This is a genomic window from Hungatella hominis (assembly GCF_014288005.1).
Lineage (GTDB): Bacteria > Bacillota > Clostridia > Lachnospirales > Lachnospiraceae > Hungatella > Hungatella effluvii.
Genome location: NZ_JACOPB010000031.1, coordinates 1 through 18,885, shown reverse-complemented (window position 1 = coordinate 18,885; position 18,885 = coordinate 1). Strand labels below are relative to the sequence as shown.

Below are 18,885 nucleotides of genomic sequence, written 5' to 3'. Positions count from 1 at the left end.
ACCTCCTTGCTGGGAGAGCACCAGCCTTTTTTATACACTCCATATAGTTACGCAGAAAACATACTCTTTGGAATAATACTTTCCATATAGGTTACAATACCGCCAAGAGTCATTAGGGCGGCCCAACAGATAATAATACGCTTTAGCCAGGCACGTGATTCATCCACGGTTTTTCCTGACTTTGAAAAATTCATAAGAAAGAGACATACTGCCGCACACACAACTGCACCTACCGTTGCAATTCCAGCAACATCTGTATACACTTGCTGCATGGCGGATTTAGCTGTATCAAAAATATCTGCATAGGCAGTCTGACACCTAAAAAGCACCATCATGCTGACTACATAAAACTGTCCTGTAAGCGCCGGTATGTTTATATGCTTTTTTTGATTAAACACCAGAAACCCCGCCTGTCTGTCCTTGCTCAAATTAATCACTCCTTTTTTGGTACAAAAAAAGCAACCATCACAATGATGATTGCCTTCTCTGCATATTTTACAATTTTTATGGCTCTCCACGGAAATATTCCCATGCATAAAAACTGATGATATCATTATAAAAACTTTGAAATCTCAAGTCAATGCATGTTCGGTCCCAATATAGTCCCTTTCTTATCTCTTTTTTGATCTTGCTTAAGCCGCACCTTTTAACTGCCCACACTCTCTGCCATTTCTTTCGATTGTATAGTAGTAGGAGGTAGTCTCAATCCGTACATAATCCGCCGCAACCTCCAGAATGCGATGTACCCTATCCGTCCACATTAGATGACCATCATATCGATAGCATACTTCTTCACCCACTTTAATTGGTAACTGTACGTCTCCTGCGGTTATCACGATTCTTTTTGCCTGCAAATTATTCTTCATCATAGCAGCCTCCTTCTCAACTGGCTAACTGATCCAACGATAATACACTCACCTTGTCAGTATAATCCACCTTTTTTCCGTTACCAAAAGCAAATTCCAGCTTTTTAACTGAAAAGGGGATAGTCTTTCTTAAGCGGAAGTCTAATAGTTCTGCTTTCACTTCCGTAATCACTGTTTTTGGCAACCTGGAACGAAAAAAATTATAATCCAGAATCTCCGCCTGCTTGCTGGTGCCTAAATTCCTCAGTTTCTCATCTTCTGTCCTGATACCTTTGGCCTCCAGTCCAACTAATATTGTTCCGTCAGGCATCCAGCTTTTTTTCTGCATTGCCTGACCGATTGACAATTCCATTGGTTCTGGATTTTCCATCTTAACTTCGCTTAGTAGTAAAACACAGTTATCTGGATGGCTCACTGGTTCAAGTGTCTGGATATCAAGTTTCATTTTCTTAAATTTGTCACGTTTCATTTGATTCCTCCTTTGAATTAAGCTCTGATTCCTAATCGCTATCCTCCTTCTGTATTGTTGCTTTTTTCTGCACAAAAAAAGACGCTACATTTTTCTAAAAATGAGCGCCATTCTATAGCTTAATAAATTTAAAACACCCAGAACAAACTGATGCTCTGATTGCTTCCTTCAATGCAGAAAGAACAAACTTTTATGTGTTACTTATTCAAGTACTACATAAATCAATACACCATTATTTTATCACTACATATTGTATGTGTCAATATTCATTCGCAATATATGATGTGCTTTTGTTTTTTATCTAAAAAATAAAAGAAAAAGGGGTGTTCGTTATGTTGAAGCGATATGAACTGACTGACCAAGAATGGAACCGGATTGCACCCTTACTTCCTCCTGAAAAACCGAACCGGCCTGGCCGTCCATCCAAGGATAACCGGACGATGCTCAATGCTATGGTCTGGATTGCGCGCAGTGGCGCTCCCTGGCGTGATCTCCCAGAGCGTTATGGCCCTTGGGAGACTGTCTATAGCCGGTTCCGTAAATGGATTGAGGATGGTTTTCTGGACAATATCTTCCGTGTACTCAGTCTCGAGGCCGAATTAGAGGAGCTTAGTCTGGATGCCTCCATTGTAAAAGCTCATCAGCATAGTGCCGGAGCTAAAAAAGGGGGCCAGCAAGTCTGATTGGCCATAGCCGGGGTGGAGCAAGTACAAAAATCCATGCAATCGTAGATGCTTATGGATACCCAATTTATTTACGGTTGAGTGAAGGGCAAAGGAACGATATCAATATGGCAATCCCGCTGTTGGAACAAATCAACCTGAACGGCAGCCAGGTCCTGGCGGATCGAGGATATGACAGTAATCGTCTGATTGATATTATCGTGGTGCTTCCTGCTGAAGCTGGGGAAAAACACTTCCAGCCAGAGCAGAAAGTGAAGCTGATTAACCCACGCATTACCGCAGAGGGGTACAAGATTGACACAAGAGGGTTTACAAACTATATCCTGCTGGCAGATGATATGTTACCAGCAGAGAATAAATAAGGAGGGCTAAAGTATATGAGATTAGCAAACGGTATCGTAATTGAAAAAAAAAGACATTCGGACAGTTGAAGTTTTCGGCATTAAGACGTGAGGTGCATATCCAGAATGAGGGCGGCACAGTAAGCGAAGAAATCAAGGAAAGAACCTATGACCTTAAATGCCGTGGACAGGGACGTATGATACAGGTGTCCATTCCTGCCACTGTTCCGCTAAAGTAATTTGACTACAACGCAGAGGTTGAACTTATCAATCCTGTTGCGGACACCGTAGCAAATGCCACCTTTCAAGGGGCAGACGTGGACTGGTTCATTAAGGCAGATGATATTGTCTTGAAAGGCAGACCAGCACAGCCAGTAGGAAATCCACAGAACCATAATAATCAGCAGTTACAAGGCAAAAAATAAACAACTACTGTTTTAAGTTGCTAGTGGTGTTGAATAGCTGTATAATATCCCTATAAATTAGAATTTAGCGAGGTGCTTTGTATGGAAATTAAAAAAATAGATGAAACCCAATTTGATTTTGCCATTGACCTGATTTGGTCAACATTTCTACGATTTGAAGCTCCCGATTATTCAGAGGAAGGTATTCAGTCATTTAAAGATTTTATAGATAATAAAGAAATAATTAAAACTTTAGAATTTTGGGGAGCATACGATAATAAAGAATTAAAAGGTGTTATTGCTACAAATGATAACCGAAAACATATTTGTTGTTTCTTCGTTAAAGCCCAGTACCATAGACAAGGTATTGGTAGAAAACTTTGGGAATATCTTTGTGAAAATAGTCAAAGTAAAGCCATTACTGTTAATTCTTCTCCGTATGCAGTTCCTGTCTATCATAAGTTGGGCTTTGTGGATTTGGACATTGAACAAGTATCTGATGGTATGAGATACACACCTATGAAATATGAGCGTTAAATCGGATTTTTTTTGTAGAGGTGATATTATGGAAAAAGTAATCTTATATATTCATGGAAAAGGTGGAAGCCATTTGGAAGCTGAACAATACAAGAAAAATTGTTCGGATTTTGATATGATTGGCATAGAGTACAATGACTATCTCCCGTGGATTGTGCAAAATCAAATTCAATCGGTTTATGACAAGGTTTGTGGAAGATACGACTGTATTTATTTGATTGCAAACAGTATAGGCGCTTATTTTGCAATGCACACATTGCAAAATTGTAATATTGCAAAGGCTTTATTTATATCGCCTGTACTTGACATGGAACATCTTATACTTGACATGATGAGTTGGGCAAATGTATCAGAGAAGGATTTGCGTGAGAAGGGAGAAATCCCTACGGATTTTGGGGAAACATTATCATGGAAATATTTATGCTTTGTTAGGGAAAATCCTATAATATGGAATGTTCCCACAGAAATTCTATTTGCAGGAAATGATAACCTCGTATCTCGCCAAACAGTAAATGAATTTATTAGTAATCACAATACACATCTTACTGTAATGGAAAATGGGGAGCATTGGTTTCATACAGATGAACAACTTGCCTTTTTAGATAGTTGGATGAAAAAGGCAATAGGATAAATTCCAGTTTGCCTATAACTTCATATTCAATACCACAAGCAGTTAGTCTATATGATTGACTGCTTTTTTCATACCTAGAAAAAGGGGGGGCTTATGGCATTTTACAAATATAAGGGAAAGCGTATCAGAGCCAGCGACAAGTCACTTGTGTACCGTTTCTGTGGCGGCATGCTCCTGTTCCTGTTCGTAGCGGTCATACTGCTTTTGAACATGGGACAGCTCATGCGTACCGATTGGGACAAATTTAGCCTAATCAGCAATGACGGGTTGGCGTTCACGCTATCCCCCTACAACTTCGTAACTATTATCGTGGCGACTGGTATCTGTGTACTGGTCGCTTTTCTGTATTACCGCTTCTGCTATGACCGATATAAACAACTCATACACCGTCAAAAGCTGGCACGTATGGTCTTGGAAAATGGCTGGTATGAAGCAGTGACAATACAGGGAAATAGCTTTTTCACTGACCTGCAATCTAGCAAGTCAAAAGAGAAAATCAGCTACTTTCCCCGTATGTATTATCGCATGGAAAAAGGCTTGCTTCATATCCAATGTGAAATCACTCTGGGGAAATATCAAAACCAGCTTTTACAGTTGGAAGATAAGCTGGAAAGCGGTCTGTACTGTGAGCTGACCGACAAACTGTTGTATGACGGCTACGTGGAATACACGCTATTGTATGACATGATAGCAAACCGCATTTCCATAGAGGACGTACAGGCAGAAAACGGGGGCTTGCGCTTGATGAAAAACCTTGTCTGGGAGTATGACGCTCGCCCTCATGCCTTAGTGTGTGGTGGAACTGGTGGCGGTAAGACGTACTTTATATTGACTATCATTGAAGCCCTGTTGCGGACAAATGCCGTCTTGTATATCCTCGACCCGAAGAACGCTGACCTTGCGGACTTGGGAACGGTCATGGATAAGGTCTACTACAAAAAGGAAGATATGTGGCGATATAGGACGATTGTATCAGAAAGAACCCTTTTGACTTCAAATTAAGTGATGTTCTGGAAGATGATACAGAACCTAAGATTGCTTTAACCCCAGAACAGGAAGCAAACCTGCTGTCTTTTATGGAAAGTGACAAGGTTTATGAAAAGTATCGTGATGAAATCATTATTCTGTTGGAAACGGGGATTCGTGTTTCAGAATTATGTGGACTGACTGTCAAAGACTTGGATTTCCAAAATAGGTCAATCAATGTAGACCACCAGTTTTTGAGAGATACAGAAGTCGGGTACTACACTGAACCGCCTAAAACAAACAGCGGTATACGCCAGCTTCCCATGAGCGACAAGGTTTATCAAGCGTTTAGACGCATTAGCAAGAACCGCAGGAAAGCAGAGCCAATCGTGATTGACGGTTACAGCAGTTTCTTGTTTCTCAACCGTGAGGGCTTGCCAAAGGTAGCAGGTAATTATGAGGGTATGGTTAAAGGGCTGATTAAAAAGTACAACAAGATACATGAGGACAGGTTATCGAATGTGACCCCACATACTTTCAGACATACGTTCTGTACCAACATGGACAGAGGAATGAACCCGAATACCTTACAGTACATCATGGGACATTCCAACATAACCATGACACTTGGCTATTATGCACATGGTTCATTCATTTCTGCAAAGGCTGAAATAGAACGGTTGTCTGCATAGTAGTAAAAGCTGAATTTACTACACTTTTACTACTTTTGAAAGCAAAGTCATACATGGATATGCCAGCTTATGCAATGTATCTTCCGAAAAGAAAACGTCGAAAAAGCCTGTAAATACAGGCTATACCGACGTTTGACAACATTTGAAAAGATAATCAAAATTCTTATGGAGTGTGTGAAGAAATCTCTGTAAAAGCAGCTCTTCTATGATAATGGCAGGGCTGAAAGCTTCTCTATGAGCGTTCAGCCCTTGGTTTATATATACCGCACAATACTGCATATGTCAAGACCAGGCGGATTCCCGCCTGGTTTGAACGGTCCTGGATTCTCTTACATCGGCAGTCGGCCCTCATACATGAGGCTCAGTTCCCCATATACCTGGCCCCAGTTCCGGATTGGCATCGTCCACTTCTTTGTTGCTTCAAATGTTGACAAGTACAGCGCTTTTAAAAGGGCTGTATCGCTTGGAAACACGCTCCTCTGACGATTCAGCTTCCGGTATGTGGCGTTCAGGCTTTCGATTGCGTTCGTGGTATATATAACCTTGCGTACAGTCGTTGAAAACTTAAAGATGGGGACGATCGCGTCCCAGTTCTGGTGCCAGCTTTTCATGGAATTCGGGTACTTTTCTGACCATTTTTTTGTGCCCCGCTCCAAGGCTTCTAATGCCTTCTCTTCTGTTGGCGCCTGGTAAATCGTTTTGAGATCTGCCGCAAAGAGCTTACGGTCCTTGTCTGATACGTATTTTAACGTATTCCGCACCTGATGGACAATGCACCTCTGGTATTCTGTCTTTGGAAAGGCAGCGGCTATCGCTTCCTTTATCCCTGTCAGTCCATCGGCACAGAGGAGCAGGATGTCTTTTACTCCACGGTTTTTTAAACCGTTCAGAACGGAAAGCCAGTACTTGGCACTCTCATTTTCGCCAACCTCGATAGTCAGAACCTCTTTTAAACCATCTGAATTAATCCCCAGTACAACATAGGCCGCCAGCTTACGGATCACGCCGTTATCCCGTACAGAATAATGGATTGCATCGATATAAAGCACCGGATAGACATCGGAAAGGGGGCGGTTCTGCCAGTCTTCAATCTGGGGCAGAAGCTTATCCGTCACATCCGAAATGAAGCCTTCGGAGGCCTCGAAGCCGTAGATATCCTCCAGTGTTTCCGAGATCTGCCGTGTTGTCATCCCTTTAGCGTACATGGATATGATCTTCTGATCGATATCAGAGATATCTTTCTGGCGTTTCTTTACCACCTGTGGTTCAAAGGTGGAGTTACGGTCCTGTGGGACTTCGACTTTCATGCTTCCATAGCTGCTATTCACCTGTTTGGTTTTATAGCCATTGCGATAGTCATCGCAATCGGAACGTTCTGACTTGCGATAGCCAAGATGCTCGTCCATCTCGGATTCCATCATCTCTTTGATGGTACCGCCCAGTAGATCTTTGAGGGCATCCTGAATGTCCTGGGCAGATTCAATCTCATACTCCTCAAGAAGCTGCCGGATGATGTTTCGCTTTCCATCCGTCATTTGCACTTTGTGTACAGATTTCTTTTCTCTTGCCATAATAAAAAGGCCTCCTATGATTTTTATTTTATCATAGAAGACCTTATAAATCTTTAATTACAGAAAAACTTTCACAGACTCTTCTTATGAGTTTTTGAGTTTAAAAAACTCCCCACTTGATAACTGCTTTGTAACATTGTTTTGCAAATTAATCGTCCCTCCAGCTCTCTCACTGAGCATCATCTCTTCTTCCTGCGTAATCATATCAAATAATGATAATAAACTTTTCTCTTGTATAATCTTTCTACATGTGTCCCTATTCTCAAACAACTTAACTCACCTCTCTTATAAACATATTAAAAAGGATATTACACGTCTATTACCCATGTATCACGATAATGTTCTAATAGCATTCGACTTTCCATCTCGTAACCCCACAGAATACCTTCCACGGCTTTTAGAGCACTTTCTCTCCACCGAAAGTAGGTACTTCGATTTATACGCACATTCTGAGACAAATGGGGTTCCAACTTATTTATAATCTCTGTTATATTGTTTGGCTGATAGGCAGACATATAAGTATAATATAGAATCCAATAATATCGTTCTCCCTGCGGATGGTATTTTCTCATAAGCTCTACAGCCTCATCAATCAATTTTAAAAATTTGTTGGAACTGTTGATTGCTTCCACTCTGGATTTAATATTTGCTTCATCATCATTTATATCCATGCCAGCCTGATATATTGACTCTAAAAATTGATCCACATCCGTCCCATACTCTTTTTGAAACCGATGTTTCACTTGTCCAATCTGCACTTGCATACGCCAGGAAACAGAACGATAAATTTTAAATAATACAGCAACATCATGATATACCTGATTATCTTTACTTTCAATCGTTATAACTCCACTTTTACCCATTATATTTATCCTCCTTTATATCTTCTACATTTTGGTAAATATATTTGCTTTGGAGAATAATTCTAATGGCTGGCCACTTTGCGACATTCTTTCGCAAAGTGCAGATAAGTGACTTTATGACATTCTTTCGCAAAGTCTCCATGTATTAGATTAACCGACTTTGTGACTATCCCTCCAAGACTCCAGTAAGTCATATATTACAGCTTCAATCTGCCCTTTTGTATATTCCTTCGGAAAATAATCCCTTAGTTTCTTAGGGGATAATGTAATCTTCGGCATACTGGGCATCTTAGAGTCCGAAATCAATATTTCTGTCACTCTTTTTTTATTTAAAGTCCCTGCTTTGCTTTCATCCTTTAAGGCCTCTGCCTGTATCTCATTAGGAAAAAGACGTTTATCTAAAATTACTCCCAGTACCCACCCCTGTTCTTCAGCAGTAATAAATGATAACTTTTCTGCGGGTATCAGCAAGAGTTTTTTCAAGTCCACATATTCTAAAAGTTCTGGCAACAAATAAGTCAGGCGCACATACCGTTGCACTGTTCTTCCTGTTTTCTTCGCGCCTTTACCTATTAAATCAGCGGTATACTCTTCTCCTTTGACTCCCTGATGGCTTAATGCCTCCATTTTCATCCGATAAGCCTTTGCTTTTTCTGATGGCAGGAGATCTTCTCTCTGAATATTGGAATCAACCATAATGATAGTGGCTTCATCATCATTCAAGTCCCGGACTATAACAGGCATATCCTGATATCCAGCCAGTTCACAGGCCCGCTTTCTTCTATGGCCTGCAACTATTTCATATCCTCCCTGCTTATCTTTTCGGACAACTCCAGGAATCAGAACCCCGTATTTTCTCACACTATCAACGGTTTCCATCATCTTTTCATCATCAAGGACGCGAAACGGATGATTTTTGAAGGAATGAAGGATATCAAGAGATAGATGTATGACCTGGCCTTCAGCGCTTTGTTCTATTGATTCGTTACCAAACAAGTCATTATAAGAGGTGAATTTCACCTTATTCGCACTGCGGCTTCCCATAAGCAAGCACCTCCTCCGTCAGAGCTGCATATCCATCAGCAACAATCCCCTTTGGATCATGCAAAAAAATACTTTTCCCTTCCGCACTTGTCTCTACTGCTCTTACCGACAATGGAATACAGTTTTCAAAGATATGAATTTGACCGCCATATGCCATTCTCAGCTTGTCTGAAATATCTCTTGCAAAGTTGGTCCGTCGGTCTACCTTTGTCAGCAATATTCCTTCAATTCCAAGTTCCGGGTTCAGCTGCCGGTGGACCCGGCCAATCGTTTTTATAAGCTGCTGTAACCCCTTTGTAGGCAGATAGGCCGCTTCTACCGGTATCAGAACACTGCCGGCCGCAACAAGAGAATTAATTGTCATCATTCCTAAAGATGGCATGCAGTCAATCAATATGTAATCATATCGGTCCTTTATCTCGTCTACATACTGACGAAGGACCGTCTCCCTGCTCATAACGTTCACCAGCGTTGTTTCAAGTCCGGCAAGTTCTATATTTGCAGGAAGAAAATCCACACCCTCCTCGTGGTGAAGAATTCCCTCTGTCACATCCAGAGGTTCATCATTCACCACCTTCGCCAAAATATTTACCAGTGTTACCTCCAGGTTGTCCGGCTCACCAATTCCTAAACAGGCTGCCAAATTTCCCTGTGCATCTGCATCGATTAAAAGAACCTTTTTCCCCTTTCTCACCAATCCAATGCCTAAATTTACGCATGTAGTCGTTTTGCCGACTCCACCTTTTTGATTTGCTATCGCTATTATTTTGTTCATGATATTCTCCTTTTGTTCTCTATAGAATCTGCAACACATCATGCACAGCCACAATACTCCGGATATCTGAGTTTCACTGCCTGCCAAAAATACGGTGCATAGCCACAACAAAATAAATCTTCGACCGTATATTTTCTGCATTCAGATAACTGATCGTCTGAGTTCTCACAATCAGATACGCTGGGAGTACCGTTGCAGTAGAGATTATATGCCATTCTTATAATGTGCTGGCTGCCAGAAGTCTGCCACCCCTCATGCAGGCATTCTGTTTTAACGCAACCAGATTTAAAATCATAAATCCTGGCTGCATTACGTCTTGTATCCTCGCTGATTCCCAGACAATAGATTAATGCGGCATGGTAGGCATCTTGGTACCTGCATTGAGACAAATATCTTTCAAAAAAGTCCCTATGGGCCGCACTCTTAAAAATCACATTAGCCATACCCTCTCTCATCGGTATATCTCCTTTCTTTTAATAAAATAAAACATAAGTATCAAATTCTCTGCTCGCTTTCTGAAATAGAATATCTGCTATAATAACTCTAAAATATGAGTCTTCATCCATTCAAGGGCATTTCTAAATATTTCTTTATTATGTCACTACTTAATACAACCTATCTTTATATCCGCATCGTATGTGCATCTCCTTTTCTTTGAATAAAATAAAAAGACATCTCCACATGTGGAAACATCTTTTTCAAATCAACAATTTATTCTGTTATGATAATACTTAATTTCTGGTATATTCAACTTACTTCTCCACTACGTATTGAGTAACTTCGAACCGCTCCTTTACGAATGAAGGTCACCAATCCATACTGCCCATATGGCATTATCTCGTCCATACGCTCCACGCAGAACACAATATATAGTATATTTATCACCAATCATAATCAATCAGTAGTGGTTTGTTTTGTTTTTCGTAGTAGGAGACGAAGTACTCCACCGCGTTGTTTGGGAAAAATTCTTTGAATTCACCGTACAACTGGGCTGCCAGTGTCTTGTTATGGGCAATAATTAAGGTTGGCTTGTTTAACGCCTGAATGACGTTGGCCATGGTGAAGGTCTTGCCAGAACCCGTAACCCCTAATAAAGTCTGGAATTGGTTGCCTTCTTGAAAACCTTTTACCAACTCAGCGATGGCCTGGGGTTGGTCGCCGGTTGGTGCGTATTCTGATACTAATTCAAAATGATCCATGAAAGATCTCTCCTTTATAATTAATAAACATTAAATTAACACCTGTATTTCCTCAGCTTAACTTCAACACATGAATATACTATGTTTTATAACTCCATCATTTTTTTGCTTAATATTCCTGTATTACTTATTTGCTTTTCAAACAATTAATCCCAAATATCTAAGCATTGTAAAGATATTTCCATTTCCTGATTTGTTTTTCCAGCGCTGGTTTCATCATAAAGTGCTAATACTAATTTAGGAATATCTCTTTCAATTTCCCAATTTCAAAATTAAATTTCATCCAATTTTTCACTGTATGTCAAACCAGATATGAAAGTGTCAACAAACACATTACACTTACCTTGTATGATATTTTTCATTAACTCAACTAATGCACAATCCACTTACCACTCCGACTAAATCCAACAAATTCAGCCACATGTTCTTCGCTCATCGCCGCCAGTTCCTTTTTCAGCGCATACATCGAAACTCCCAGTATTTCAGTCATTTTCTTTTTGGAAATTGAAGAATTTTTCTTTATGAGTACCAAAATCTGCTCTCTCAATGATAATCCACGCAAATCCTCCAACAATGTGTGCGATGGGGTTGAATTTGGGGTTGATGAGGTTGAATTTGGGGTTGACACATTTTCGTCCTCATATTTTGTATTCCAAAATCCCTCATGGATAAATAGTCTTGTGATAAAGTAACTGCGTGCTTCATCTGTTTCAAACTCTGGTTTCGGCGGCCCATTTGCTTCTAATGAATCAAGAATTTTCTTAAATCCTGTATTCCTTCCCTCAGTCAAATGCAGTTCTTTCAGGAAATCCCCTATCCTGCGGTTCCGATACCGACGATTTGATACGCGATAAGATTTTAATCCTTCCATTGTTACAGAACGATCCGGTCCCGGAAAACTTAATATCTCTATCCTGTCATTCTCCACTCGAACTTCAATTGGCTCTCTTTCATCATAAGCACGATGATATACCGCATTAGACAGGGCCTCCTCTATCGCAGCGAACGGATAATTAAAAAAGCGGTCTGCCTATGCACGATCTGGGTGTTTTACTACCTTCTCGGTAATAATGGTATTTCTGATATACTGCAAGGCATCTCTAAGTTGCTGCTGTATCGGCCCTTTAAAAGTCTGTTCAATAATATTATTGCCACCTAATCCCTCCGGAAACTGTACAACATCTATCTGTGTGTATGGAAAAAATTTATCTGGCTCCATACTGAAAAACATCAATCCTACATTCTTAGGCTTCGTATATTCCGGAAGATTGCTAATAATGTTCATATCACTACATACTTCAACAAAATCTCCCGTTTTTGATTTTTCATACAGTGAGCTTTTAACTTCCTTTAAATAATTCTGAATAAGTGTAATATTTATGTCCGATATCTCTGCCTGGTGATTTACACGATCATCAAACGGAATCCGATTTGCTAAATTGAACAGATCTTTTTCTTCGTCATCCGATGGCTCTACTGTATTAGACATTTTACGTATATAATGAATGCGTTCTTTATTATCTTTCGCCATCGTTTTCGGAGCTGAATATGGTCTGTTGTCTCCACCCGGACACCAAAGAACAATAAATTTCTTGTTTTCATAATCCGTGACTTCAACTATTGGCATATATGCAGGTCGAATCAGCTTACATTTTGCCAAAATATTTTTTTGACAGGCATCAATTTTATCTGCCGGCACAGTTATCCAGATCATTTGCAAATGCGCATACCGATCTCAGAGAGGCTTCTGCATTCCATGTTTCTTTAAATTCGATTCTTGCCCATTCAACAACCTCTCCTGATAATAATGTTTTTATATTTGTTGGTATTGCCATAAGTTTTCCCTCCTTCAAATATCCTGATATGTCGTTACATCATCCTCTTTTGAATTGGCTACACGCGTGTAGCCAATTTAAATTTTTCATTTTCCAATTTCCGAATCAATGGTTCGGAAATTCTAGAGCGTGTCTGAAAATTGCTTTTCGTCAGCTGTACGTCACACTTTGTGGGAGATTGGGCCCCAATGAAGGAGGCGTAGTGGGCTACGCTGACTGAATTGGGGCTCAATATACCGCGAAGTGGGGCTGGCGACAATGAATTAAAAAGTACTTTTGCTATTTTACGAATGCTGGTCACTAAAACGCTATTTTTTTGACACCGCAACACCAGATAAAACCTGGTAGAATTAGTAATACCAAAGGTCACCAAAATTATAACATAGCCTATGAAAAAAGTATAGGCACAAGAATGAACATTTGTTCTTTCCTCGCGCCTAAAGTTACAGTTCATTCCCCACCAGGGGCACCGCAGTCCGGTTCGGCCGGGCAGGCTTCCTCAGCCTTTCCAGTTCCGATTTCGGGCATAAGAAGTTCTAAACGTGCAGAATTTTTCTAAAAAAATTCACTAATCAATCTGGAAAGTAATCCTCTGCCAAAACCGAAATTTCCAATAGTTCCTGTTCAAGAAGCAAGCCGGTCTCCTTTACTGGAAACACATCATCTATAAAGGGGGGAATATCATCCACACAGTCAGCAATGATTTTTCGGTTATCGCCATATATATCTAAGGTGATAAGTTCTTTCGCATACAGCACATAGATAATCGGACACCTGAGAAACAATCAATCATAAACTGGTTGCTCTATTTTCAAATAAAGTATAATATGAAAGCAACTTTAAATTTCGAAACAAGAGGGGAAAAATGAAAAAAACTAAATTCAAACTTCCAATTTTTATAAGTATACTGCTTTTAGGTTTAGTCTGTTTTTTTGTTGGACAGAAAAACGGCCATCGCGACTTTTTCAAAGATATTTTATCTCGCTATCCAGAAGAAAATATTGCAGTAAATCTAATAGTCGATTTAACACATGATGGTAATGATGATATGCTCGTTATAAGCCAGGACGCCCTGGAAATCACACTGGAAGTATACACGATAACAGATGGTAAGCCTGTCGTGATATATAAAGACAGTGCCTCTGATAACCATGCCGGATGGCGTTGGTACTATTTAACTGTTGTTGACGATAAAGACTATATCCTACAATACACTCCTGAGATATGGAATGGCATAGGAAATTACCACCTGGAAGTCTTTTCTTTTGATCAAAAGGGCCAGAAAGAAATACTAGAGACACAGAAACTGCCATATGATTCGATTCATATATCAAAGGATAAAAAACTGGATTTATTAAACAAAACTAAAAACTTTAAGGCTATCTATGATAAATGGCTGGCCTGCAGCACACCTTTAATCACCATCGGCAGCGATCCATTAACAGGTAACAGTGTTAATTATATCCTGAAAGAAAAATTACCTAATACAGACTGAATAAACGGCTGGAAAAAAAACATTACTGCGCCAACCGTTGCATATAAAAGATATAACTCACATTCCGTACAGCCAAGCCGGTCTAATTGAGGAATCCGTTTCATAATCAATCTGCCTGTTAAATATCCTATCATTGTTCCTGCCGCATTCGTTATCACGTCATTGATATCGGTTGCCCTAATGGTAAATATCTGTGATATCTCAATTACCAGGGAGGTAAGCACGCCCAAACGCACCGTTTTCATCATACTTCTATAATCGCGCCATAAACAGGGGGCAAATATGCCCAATGGGACAAAAAGTAAAATATTCAGATAGCTATTTGTAATATCGGTCAACATCCCACGCAGAGGAATAAAGTTATGAGAAAAAACGATTCTCATCCCTGTTATATTGGGAAATCCCACCAAAAAGCATATTGCAGCCAGATATAATGAAAAAAATATATAGGCAGCCGTCTTTTTTATGTCGTGGAAAAATATTTTATGATATAAAAATAGTATAGGTACGAGTATGATTGATGCAGCGGTAACTTCTTTACTTGTTATTAATATTCTATCCATAAGCATTTCCATATGCACTTCCTGTCTCTATATTAAATAGATGTATCTTTTCCGGCTTAAGCCGAATATATACCTCCTGCCCAACCTGACCGGAAAAATCTGCATCCGTCACCACTGTAAGATTCGGCATGTCAGCCCCTGTAAGGAAAACTGCTGCTTCACGCCCGGTATTTTCCAGAATATTGATTTTCATCCTTACTGCATGAGGCTCGTCCGGTGCAGCCGGCACAATGTGTTCCGGGCGAATACCGGCCTTTAATGGCTCCCGTAAACCATCTGCGGGCAAATTGCTCACATCAATGGGAATATGGGTATTTCCCAAAGTCAGATAATGCTGTCCCTGGTATGTAACAAGCTTTGTGTCCCATAGATTCATATTGGGTGATCCTATGAACCCTGCTACAAACAGATTCGCCGGATTTCTATATATTTCCTGCGGTGTTCCAAACTGCTGTAAAACACCGCCATTTATTACGGCGATGCGCGTCCCCATCGTCATTGCCTCCGTCTGATCATGGGTAACATATATGGTGGTTACGCCCAGTTCCCGTTGGAGCGTTATAATCTCCCGGCGCATTTCTGTGCGGAGCTTCGCATCCAGATTAGCTAACGGTTCATCCATGAGAAAAAGTCCAGGTTTTCTTATCATGGCCCGCGCAAGGGCAACACGCTGGCGCTGACCGCCGGACAAGGCCCCCGGCTTCCTTTCAAGCAGAGTCTCCAGCTCCAGCTTTTGCGCCAATTCTGCTGCCCTTCTCTCGATTTCCGTTTTGCCGATGTGCTGCATTTTAAGGGGAAAGGCGATATTATCTTTTACTTTCATATTGGGATAAAGAGCGTAATTTTGAAATACCATGGCAATATCGCGGTTCTTTGGCGGAACCTTGTTCACAATCCTGCCATCCATAACGACCTCGCCGCTGCTTATACTCTCAAGTCCTGCAATCATGCGCAGCAGCGTTGTCTTTCCGCAGCCGGAAGGGCCTACAAATACAATAAATTCCCCTCTCTTTATTTCCATATCCATATCCTTAACAGCATGAACATCTCCAGGATACCATTTATTCACTTTGCTTATCTGCAGATCGCCTGCAAAATTCCTGTTTTCCATTTATTAATCCCCTGTGTTAATCTTTCATTCCGGAAGATATAATGCCCTGCTCCAGATATTTCTGCCCGAACAGGAATATCAATAGAGGAGGCATCAGTGTAATCAGTGACGCGATCAATGATACCCCGGCGTTATCCGCTGTGATATTTGACATATACAATGAAAGCGGCCAGAGCGCCTGGGTTTTTAAAAATGCCTGAGGCGCCTCTATTGCGTTCCAGTATTCCAAAAATCCTAATACCACAGCCGACAGGATTCCCGGCGCGCCAAGCGGAAGCCCAAATCGTAAAAATGTCTGAAATGAGGATGCCCCATCCACGGCTGCCGCCTCCATGACCGCCTCCGGTATGTCCATAAAAAAACGTGTCATTATGAATACCGGAAGCGTTGACGCCGCACCGGGCAGTATGACCGCCCATACGGTATCAATCAGGCCCAGCTTATTCAGGACAAGATAGCTGGAAACCATGGTCACCTGAAAAGGCATCAGCATCAGGACAATATACAAAGTATAGAGTATCTTTTTTCCGCGAAAGTGAAACTTAGCAAATGCCCATGCCGCAGGTGCGCCCAAAAGGACATGACCAAGTATGATTGGAAAAACCTGCCTGCAGGAATTCCAGAATACCGTAAAAAACTGGGGCGTATCCAATAATAGTTCCACATATGCCGCCACTGTCGGATAACGCGCAATTACAGGCCATACAGCCGTTCCTCCCCTGCCTTCCAGGACTGGCGCAAGATTTTCAGACAACTCTGCCCCTCCCATAACGGTACCGGATATCAGCAGCCAAAGAGGCAGCCATATAAAGACCGCAATCAAAACAAGGGGCACGCCAAGAAGCCATTTTTTCATATCCTATCTCCTCTGTTCATAATTTTTTGCAGCAGTAATATTAAAATAAATACCAGAATTGCCATCATCACAGCTCCGGCACACATTTTATCCACATCCAGATTGCCGTACCAGTTATTAAATAAATGCTGAAGCATGTAAATACTGTCATCCGGATAACCTCCCGCAATCAGGTAAGCCTCCCTGAACACCTTAAAGGAATTGAGCAGCGACAGCACGGTAATGGTAAATAATGTGGGCATTAGATTGGGGAGTGTAATCCTTACAAACCGCTGGAGGCTTCCGGCGCCGTCTATCTGCGCCGCCTCATATAATGCCGGATTTATGGCGCTGAGTCCTGACAGCCACAGCACCATATCATATCCGAAATTCTTCCACAGATAAGCAAACACCAACACACCAAAGGCTGCCTTACTTTCAATCCAGTCAACCGGAACCAGCCCCCAAAGTGCAAGGAATGCATTGAGAAGTCCATTTTTATGAAAAATCACCCGCCACAAAAGAACAATCGAAGCAACGGGAATCGCCATGGGCACAAGAAACGAGGTCTTGAAAATGCTGCGCTTTTCCCTGAAGGAGGTCAGCATCAAAGAAACAGCCAGGGAAAAGAGTAACAGAAGCGGTATGCAGACTAAGATAAATCTTGCTGTATTGGCTGCCGCCAGCTTAAACGCATGGTTTTTCAGTACTGCCAGATAATTTTGAAATCCCACAAACCGGTCACTGGCAGCCAGGAAAAAGGAACGTCGCAGAGCGTCCAGCATAGGAATCAGCACCATAATACTTACGAACAGCAGGCTCGGCAGCAAAAACAGCCATGGTACTATTTGTTCCCGGATCGGAACACTGTATTCACGTTTTTTCCTCATCCAAAATCCTCCCTTCACGAACATCAGCGGCAAGCGTTTCTTTCAGACAGTAAAAGAGAAAATCCACACATATCCAAAGACATGGCAGAAGATACATTGCTTTACAAAAGGTCATATTGTGAGCAGAGGCTATCTTGAATGAAATCAGGCAAAGTGTCAGCGTATATGCCGCACAATAGACAATCATTCTTTTGTAAGAGCGTATGGATACCAGCATTGCTGCGGCTGCCGTAAAGGCAGAGGCGCACACAGAAAGCAGCACTGCCATAAATGACGAGATCCAAAGCTCCATATCCCGAAAGACAGGCCCGGCCGCCAGCCAGGAGACCATATTTTTCCCCTGCTCCTGAAACAGATTTCCCCAGAACTCAAAATCAGACCACATTGTGGGGATAAACTCGGAAGGAAACTCAGGCAGGTCTATACTAAACCATAATACGGCGCATATACCGAAAGCGGTTAAAAGATAAACAGCCAACAGAAGGGGATAACGGCAAAGCCTTTTTCCATGCCCGATCACGCGCCCAAGGATCCCAAATGCCAGAATAATTGCAGGAAGCCGGAGTATCATGCCAAGTGCCCATGCAAATAATGTCAGGTCAAGGATCCGTCCCTCCGGAAAACCTGCCGATGAGAGATACTGACTAGCCCTCTCCCCTGCTCCCGAACCTGTAAATGTCAACTGCATATTGGATAAGGGTTCTTCCGAGTCCGCCTGTGCCTGTAAGAACAACCTTGGTTCTTCCTCCTCAAATATGCCGCGGACATAGAACTGCTTTCCTTCCGCCTTTACCGGCAGCCCAATCACATTGGTACTTCCCCACAGAGAGAATGCCAGACCGGTACTGACGGCACAGCCAGAGGCATCCGATCTGGCCGGATACGCACCGGCAGTCATCATGGAGGAGACAATATCGCCGCAGTCTCCAAAAGCGGCAACTATATCTGCCTTTATTTTCTTTTTATCTGAAGCCATTATCTCCTGTTCCGGATATGTCTGCCATAAGGTGACCTCCGGCTGGTTTCCTGCTCCATCCTGCCTTGCATACGTCTGCTGCCTGATAAGCTCTGAGGGGCTGACACCGCCCTTTTCCCATTTAATGCTAACACTGGTG

At 41.6% G+C, this 18,885-nt stretch carries 22 protein-coding genes and 5 pseudogenes; 9 read left to right on the top strand and 18 right to left on the bottom strand.

Annotation, left to right across the window (positions count from 1 at the left end):
- Positions 1-47: 47 nt before the first annotated feature.
- The 3 genes from H8S75_RS30860 to H8S75_RS30850 form a co-directional block, all read right to left on the bottom strand.
- Entirely contained in the window at positions 48-437 is a 390-nt protein-coding gene (locus H8S75_RS30860; protein ID WP_349769023.1) for a hypothetical protein, read from the bottom strand.
- 195 nt (positions 438-632) lie between these two features.
- Positions 633-869, bottom strand: a complete 237-nt coding sequence (locus tag H8S75_RS30855; protein ID WP_148510522.1) for a hypothetical protein — start codon at positions 867-869, stop codon at positions 633-635.
- Between the two features lie 13 nt (positions 870-882).
- Entirely contained in the window at positions 883-1,335 is a 453-nt protein-coding gene (locus tag H8S75_RS30850) for a hypothetical protein (RefSeq protein ID WP_002591307.1), read from the bottom strand.
- Positions 1,336-1,667: 332 nt separating this feature from the next.
- Between H8S75_RS30850 and H8S75_RS30845 the strand changes: the two genes are divergently transcribed.
- From H8S75_RS30845 to H8S75_RS30815, 7 genes and pseudogenes are all read left to right on the top strand, one after another.
- Positions 1,668-2,018 (top strand): IS5 family transposase, encoded by a 351-nt coding sequence (locus H8S75_RS30845; protein ID WP_187024754.1) that lies wholly within the window; start codon positions 1,668-1,670, stop codon positions 2,016-2,018.
- Positions 2,015-2,380, top strand: coding sequence for a DUF961 family protein (locus tag H8S75_RS33695; protein WP_418886335.1), 366 nt, complete (start codon positions 2,015-2,017; stop codon positions 2,378-2,380). The genes H8S75_RS30845 and H8S75_RS33695 overlap by 4 nt, the downstream gene beginning before the upstream one ends.
- A gap of 15 nt (positions 2,381-2,395) precedes the next feature.
- Positions 2,396-2,784, top strand: a pseudogene (locus H8S75_RS30835) (YdcP family protein).
- Between the two features lie 81 nt (positions 2,785-2,865).
- A complete protein-coding gene (locus tag H8S75_RS30830) occupies positions 2,866-3,300 on the top strand; it encodes a GNAT family N-acetyltransferase (RefSeq protein WP_095905708.1) in 435 nt (144 codons plus the stop codon).
- Between the two features lie 28 nt (positions 3,301-3,328).
- Complete coding sequence (locus H8S75_RS30825; RefSeq protein WP_187024742.1) at positions 3,329-3,931, top strand: alpha/beta hydrolase; 603 nt, start codon at positions 3,329-3,331, stop codon at positions 3,929-3,931.
- Positions 3,932-4,024: 93 nt separating this feature from the next.
- Positions 4,025-4,882: pseudogene (locus tag H8S75_RS30820) on the top strand (ATP-binding protein); the annotation flags it as partial.
- Between the two features lie 11 nt (positions 4,883-4,893).
- A pseudogene (locus tag H8S75_RS30815) lies at positions 4,894-5,589 on the top strand (site-specific integrase); the annotation flags it as partial.
- Positions 5,590-5,918: 329 nt separating this feature from the next.
- On the opposite strand, the gene H8S75_RS30810 reads toward H8S75_RS30815, so the two are convergent.
- The 9 genes and pseudogenes from H8S75_RS30810 to H8S75_RS32935 all read right to left on the bottom strand — a co-directional run bounded on the left by H8S75_RS30810 (position 5,919) and on the right by H8S75_RS32935 (position 12,876).
- Positions 5,919-7,160 (bottom strand): IS256 family transposase, encoded by a 1,242-nt coding sequence (locus H8S75_RS30810; protein WP_187024741.1) that lies wholly within the window; start codon positions 7,158-7,160, stop codon positions 5,919-5,921.
- A gap of 308 nt (positions 7,161-7,468) precedes the next feature.
- The gene (locus tag H8S75_RS30805) at positions 7,469-8,023 is read right to left on the bottom strand and encodes a hypothetical protein (RefSeq protein ID WP_006773551.1); all 555 of its coding nucleotides are present in this window, start codon (positions 8,021-8,023) and stop codon (positions 7,469-7,471) included.
- Positions 8,024-8,173: 150 nt separating this feature from the next.
- Positions 8,174-9,067: a ParB/RepB/Spo0J family partition protein gene (locus tag H8S75_RS30800; RefSeq protein WP_002591305.1), complete on the bottom strand. Its 894-nt coding sequence runs from the start codon at positions 9,065-9,067 to the stop codon at positions 8,174-8,176.
- On the bottom strand, positions 9,045-9,842 hold the full coding sequence (locus tag H8S75_RS30795; protein ID WP_002591304.1) for a ParA family protein: 798 nt from the start codon (positions 9,840-9,842) through the stop codon (positions 9,045-9,047). Before H8S75_RS30795 ends, H8S75_RS30800 begins: the two co-directional genes overlap by 23 nt.
- 38 nt (positions 9,843-9,880) lie before the next feature.
- Positions 9,881-10,297 carry a DUF6075 family protein gene (locus H8S75_RS30790; RefSeq protein WP_002591303.1) on the bottom strand — a complete coding sequence of 139 codons (417 nt, stop codon included), beginning with the start codon at positions 10,295-10,297 and terminating at the stop codon, positions 9,881-9,883.
- Positions 10,298-10,762: 465 nt separating this feature from the next.
- A pseudogene (locus tag H8S75_RS30785) lies at positions 10,763-11,041 on the bottom strand (DEAD/DEAH box helicase family protein); the annotation flags it as partial.
- 370 nt (positions 11,042-11,411) lie between these two features.
- Positions 11,412-11,969: an ATP-binding protein gene (locus H8S75_RS32945; RefSeq protein WP_349769020.1), complete on the bottom strand. Its 558-nt coding sequence runs from the start codon at positions 11,967-11,969 to the stop codon at positions 11,412-11,414.
- Between the two features lie 102 nt (positions 11,970-12,071).
- Complete coding sequence (locus H8S75_RS32940; RefSeq protein WP_243270532.1) at positions 12,072-12,740, bottom strand: AlbA family DNA-binding domain-containing protein; 669 nt, start codon at positions 12,738-12,740, stop codon at positions 12,072-12,074.
- Positions 12,727-12,876: an ATP-binding protein gene (locus H8S75_RS32935; RefSeq protein ID WP_243270531.1), complete on the bottom strand. Its 150-nt coding sequence runs from the start codon at positions 12,874-12,876 to the stop codon at positions 12,727-12,729. Before H8S75_RS32935 ends, H8S75_RS32940 begins: the two co-directional genes overlap by 14 nt.
- A 28-nt stretch (positions 12,877-12,904) precedes the next feature.
- Between H8S75_RS32935 and H8S75_RS33500 the strand changes: the two genes are divergently transcribed.
- Positions 12,905-13,096, top strand: a complete 192-nt coding sequence (locus tag H8S75_RS33500) for a DUF6783 domain-containing protein (protein ID WP_349769022.1) — start codon at positions 12,905-12,907, stop codon at positions 13,094-13,096.
- On the opposite strand, the pseudogene H8S75_RS33495 reads toward H8S75_RS33500, so the two are convergent.
- Positions 13,010-13,330 (bottom strand): annotated as a pseudogene (locus H8S75_RS33495) (DUF6783 domain-containing protein); the annotation flags it as partial. The gene H8S75_RS33500 and the pseudogene H8S75_RS33495 sit on opposite strands and share 87 nt — an antisense overlap.
- Before the next feature lie 411 nt (positions 13,331-13,741).
- On the opposite strand from H8S75_RS33495, the gene H8S75_RS30775 reads away from it, so the two are divergent.
- On the top strand, positions 13,742-14,371 hold the full coding sequence (locus H8S75_RS30775; RefSeq protein WP_187024740.1) for a hypothetical protein: 630 nt from the start codon (positions 13,742-13,744) through the stop codon (positions 14,369-14,371).
- On the opposite strand, the gene H8S75_RS30770 is transcribed toward H8S75_RS30775, so the two are convergent.
- The 5 genes from H8S75_RS30770 to H8S75_RS30750 all read right to left on the bottom strand — a co-directional run.
- On the bottom strand, positions 14,335-14,934 hold the full coding sequence (locus H8S75_RS30770; RefSeq protein ID WP_187024751.1) for a VanZ family protein: 600 nt from the start codon (positions 14,932-14,934) through the stop codon (positions 14,335-14,337). The genes H8S75_RS30775 and H8S75_RS30770 overlap by 37 nt on opposite strands.
- Positions 14,927-16,045, bottom strand: coding sequence for an ABC transporter ATP-binding protein (locus tag H8S75_RS30765; protein WP_187024739.1), 1,119 nt, complete (start codon positions 16,043-16,045; stop codon positions 14,927-14,929). The genes H8S75_RS30770 and H8S75_RS30765 overlap by 8 nt, the downstream gene beginning before the upstream one ends.
- Positions 16,046-16,061: 16 nt before the next feature.
- Positions 16,062-16,901, bottom strand: coding sequence for a carbohydrate ABC transporter permease (locus tag H8S75_RS30760; protein WP_187024738.1), 840 nt, complete (start codon positions 16,899-16,901; stop codon positions 16,062-16,064).
- Positions 16,898-17,770: a carbohydrate ABC transporter permease gene (locus H8S75_RS30755; protein WP_187024737.1), complete on the bottom strand. Its 873-nt coding sequence runs from the start codon at positions 17,768-17,770 to the stop codon at positions 16,898-16,900. The genes H8S75_RS30760 and H8S75_RS30755 overlap by 4 nt, the downstream gene beginning before the upstream one ends.
- A partial coding sequence (locus H8S75_RS30750; RefSeq protein WP_207729259.1) for a hypothetical protein occupies positions 17,754-18,885 on the bottom strand: 1,132 nt, incomplete at its 5' end. The genes H8S75_RS30755 and H8S75_RS30750, both read right to left, overlap by 17 nt.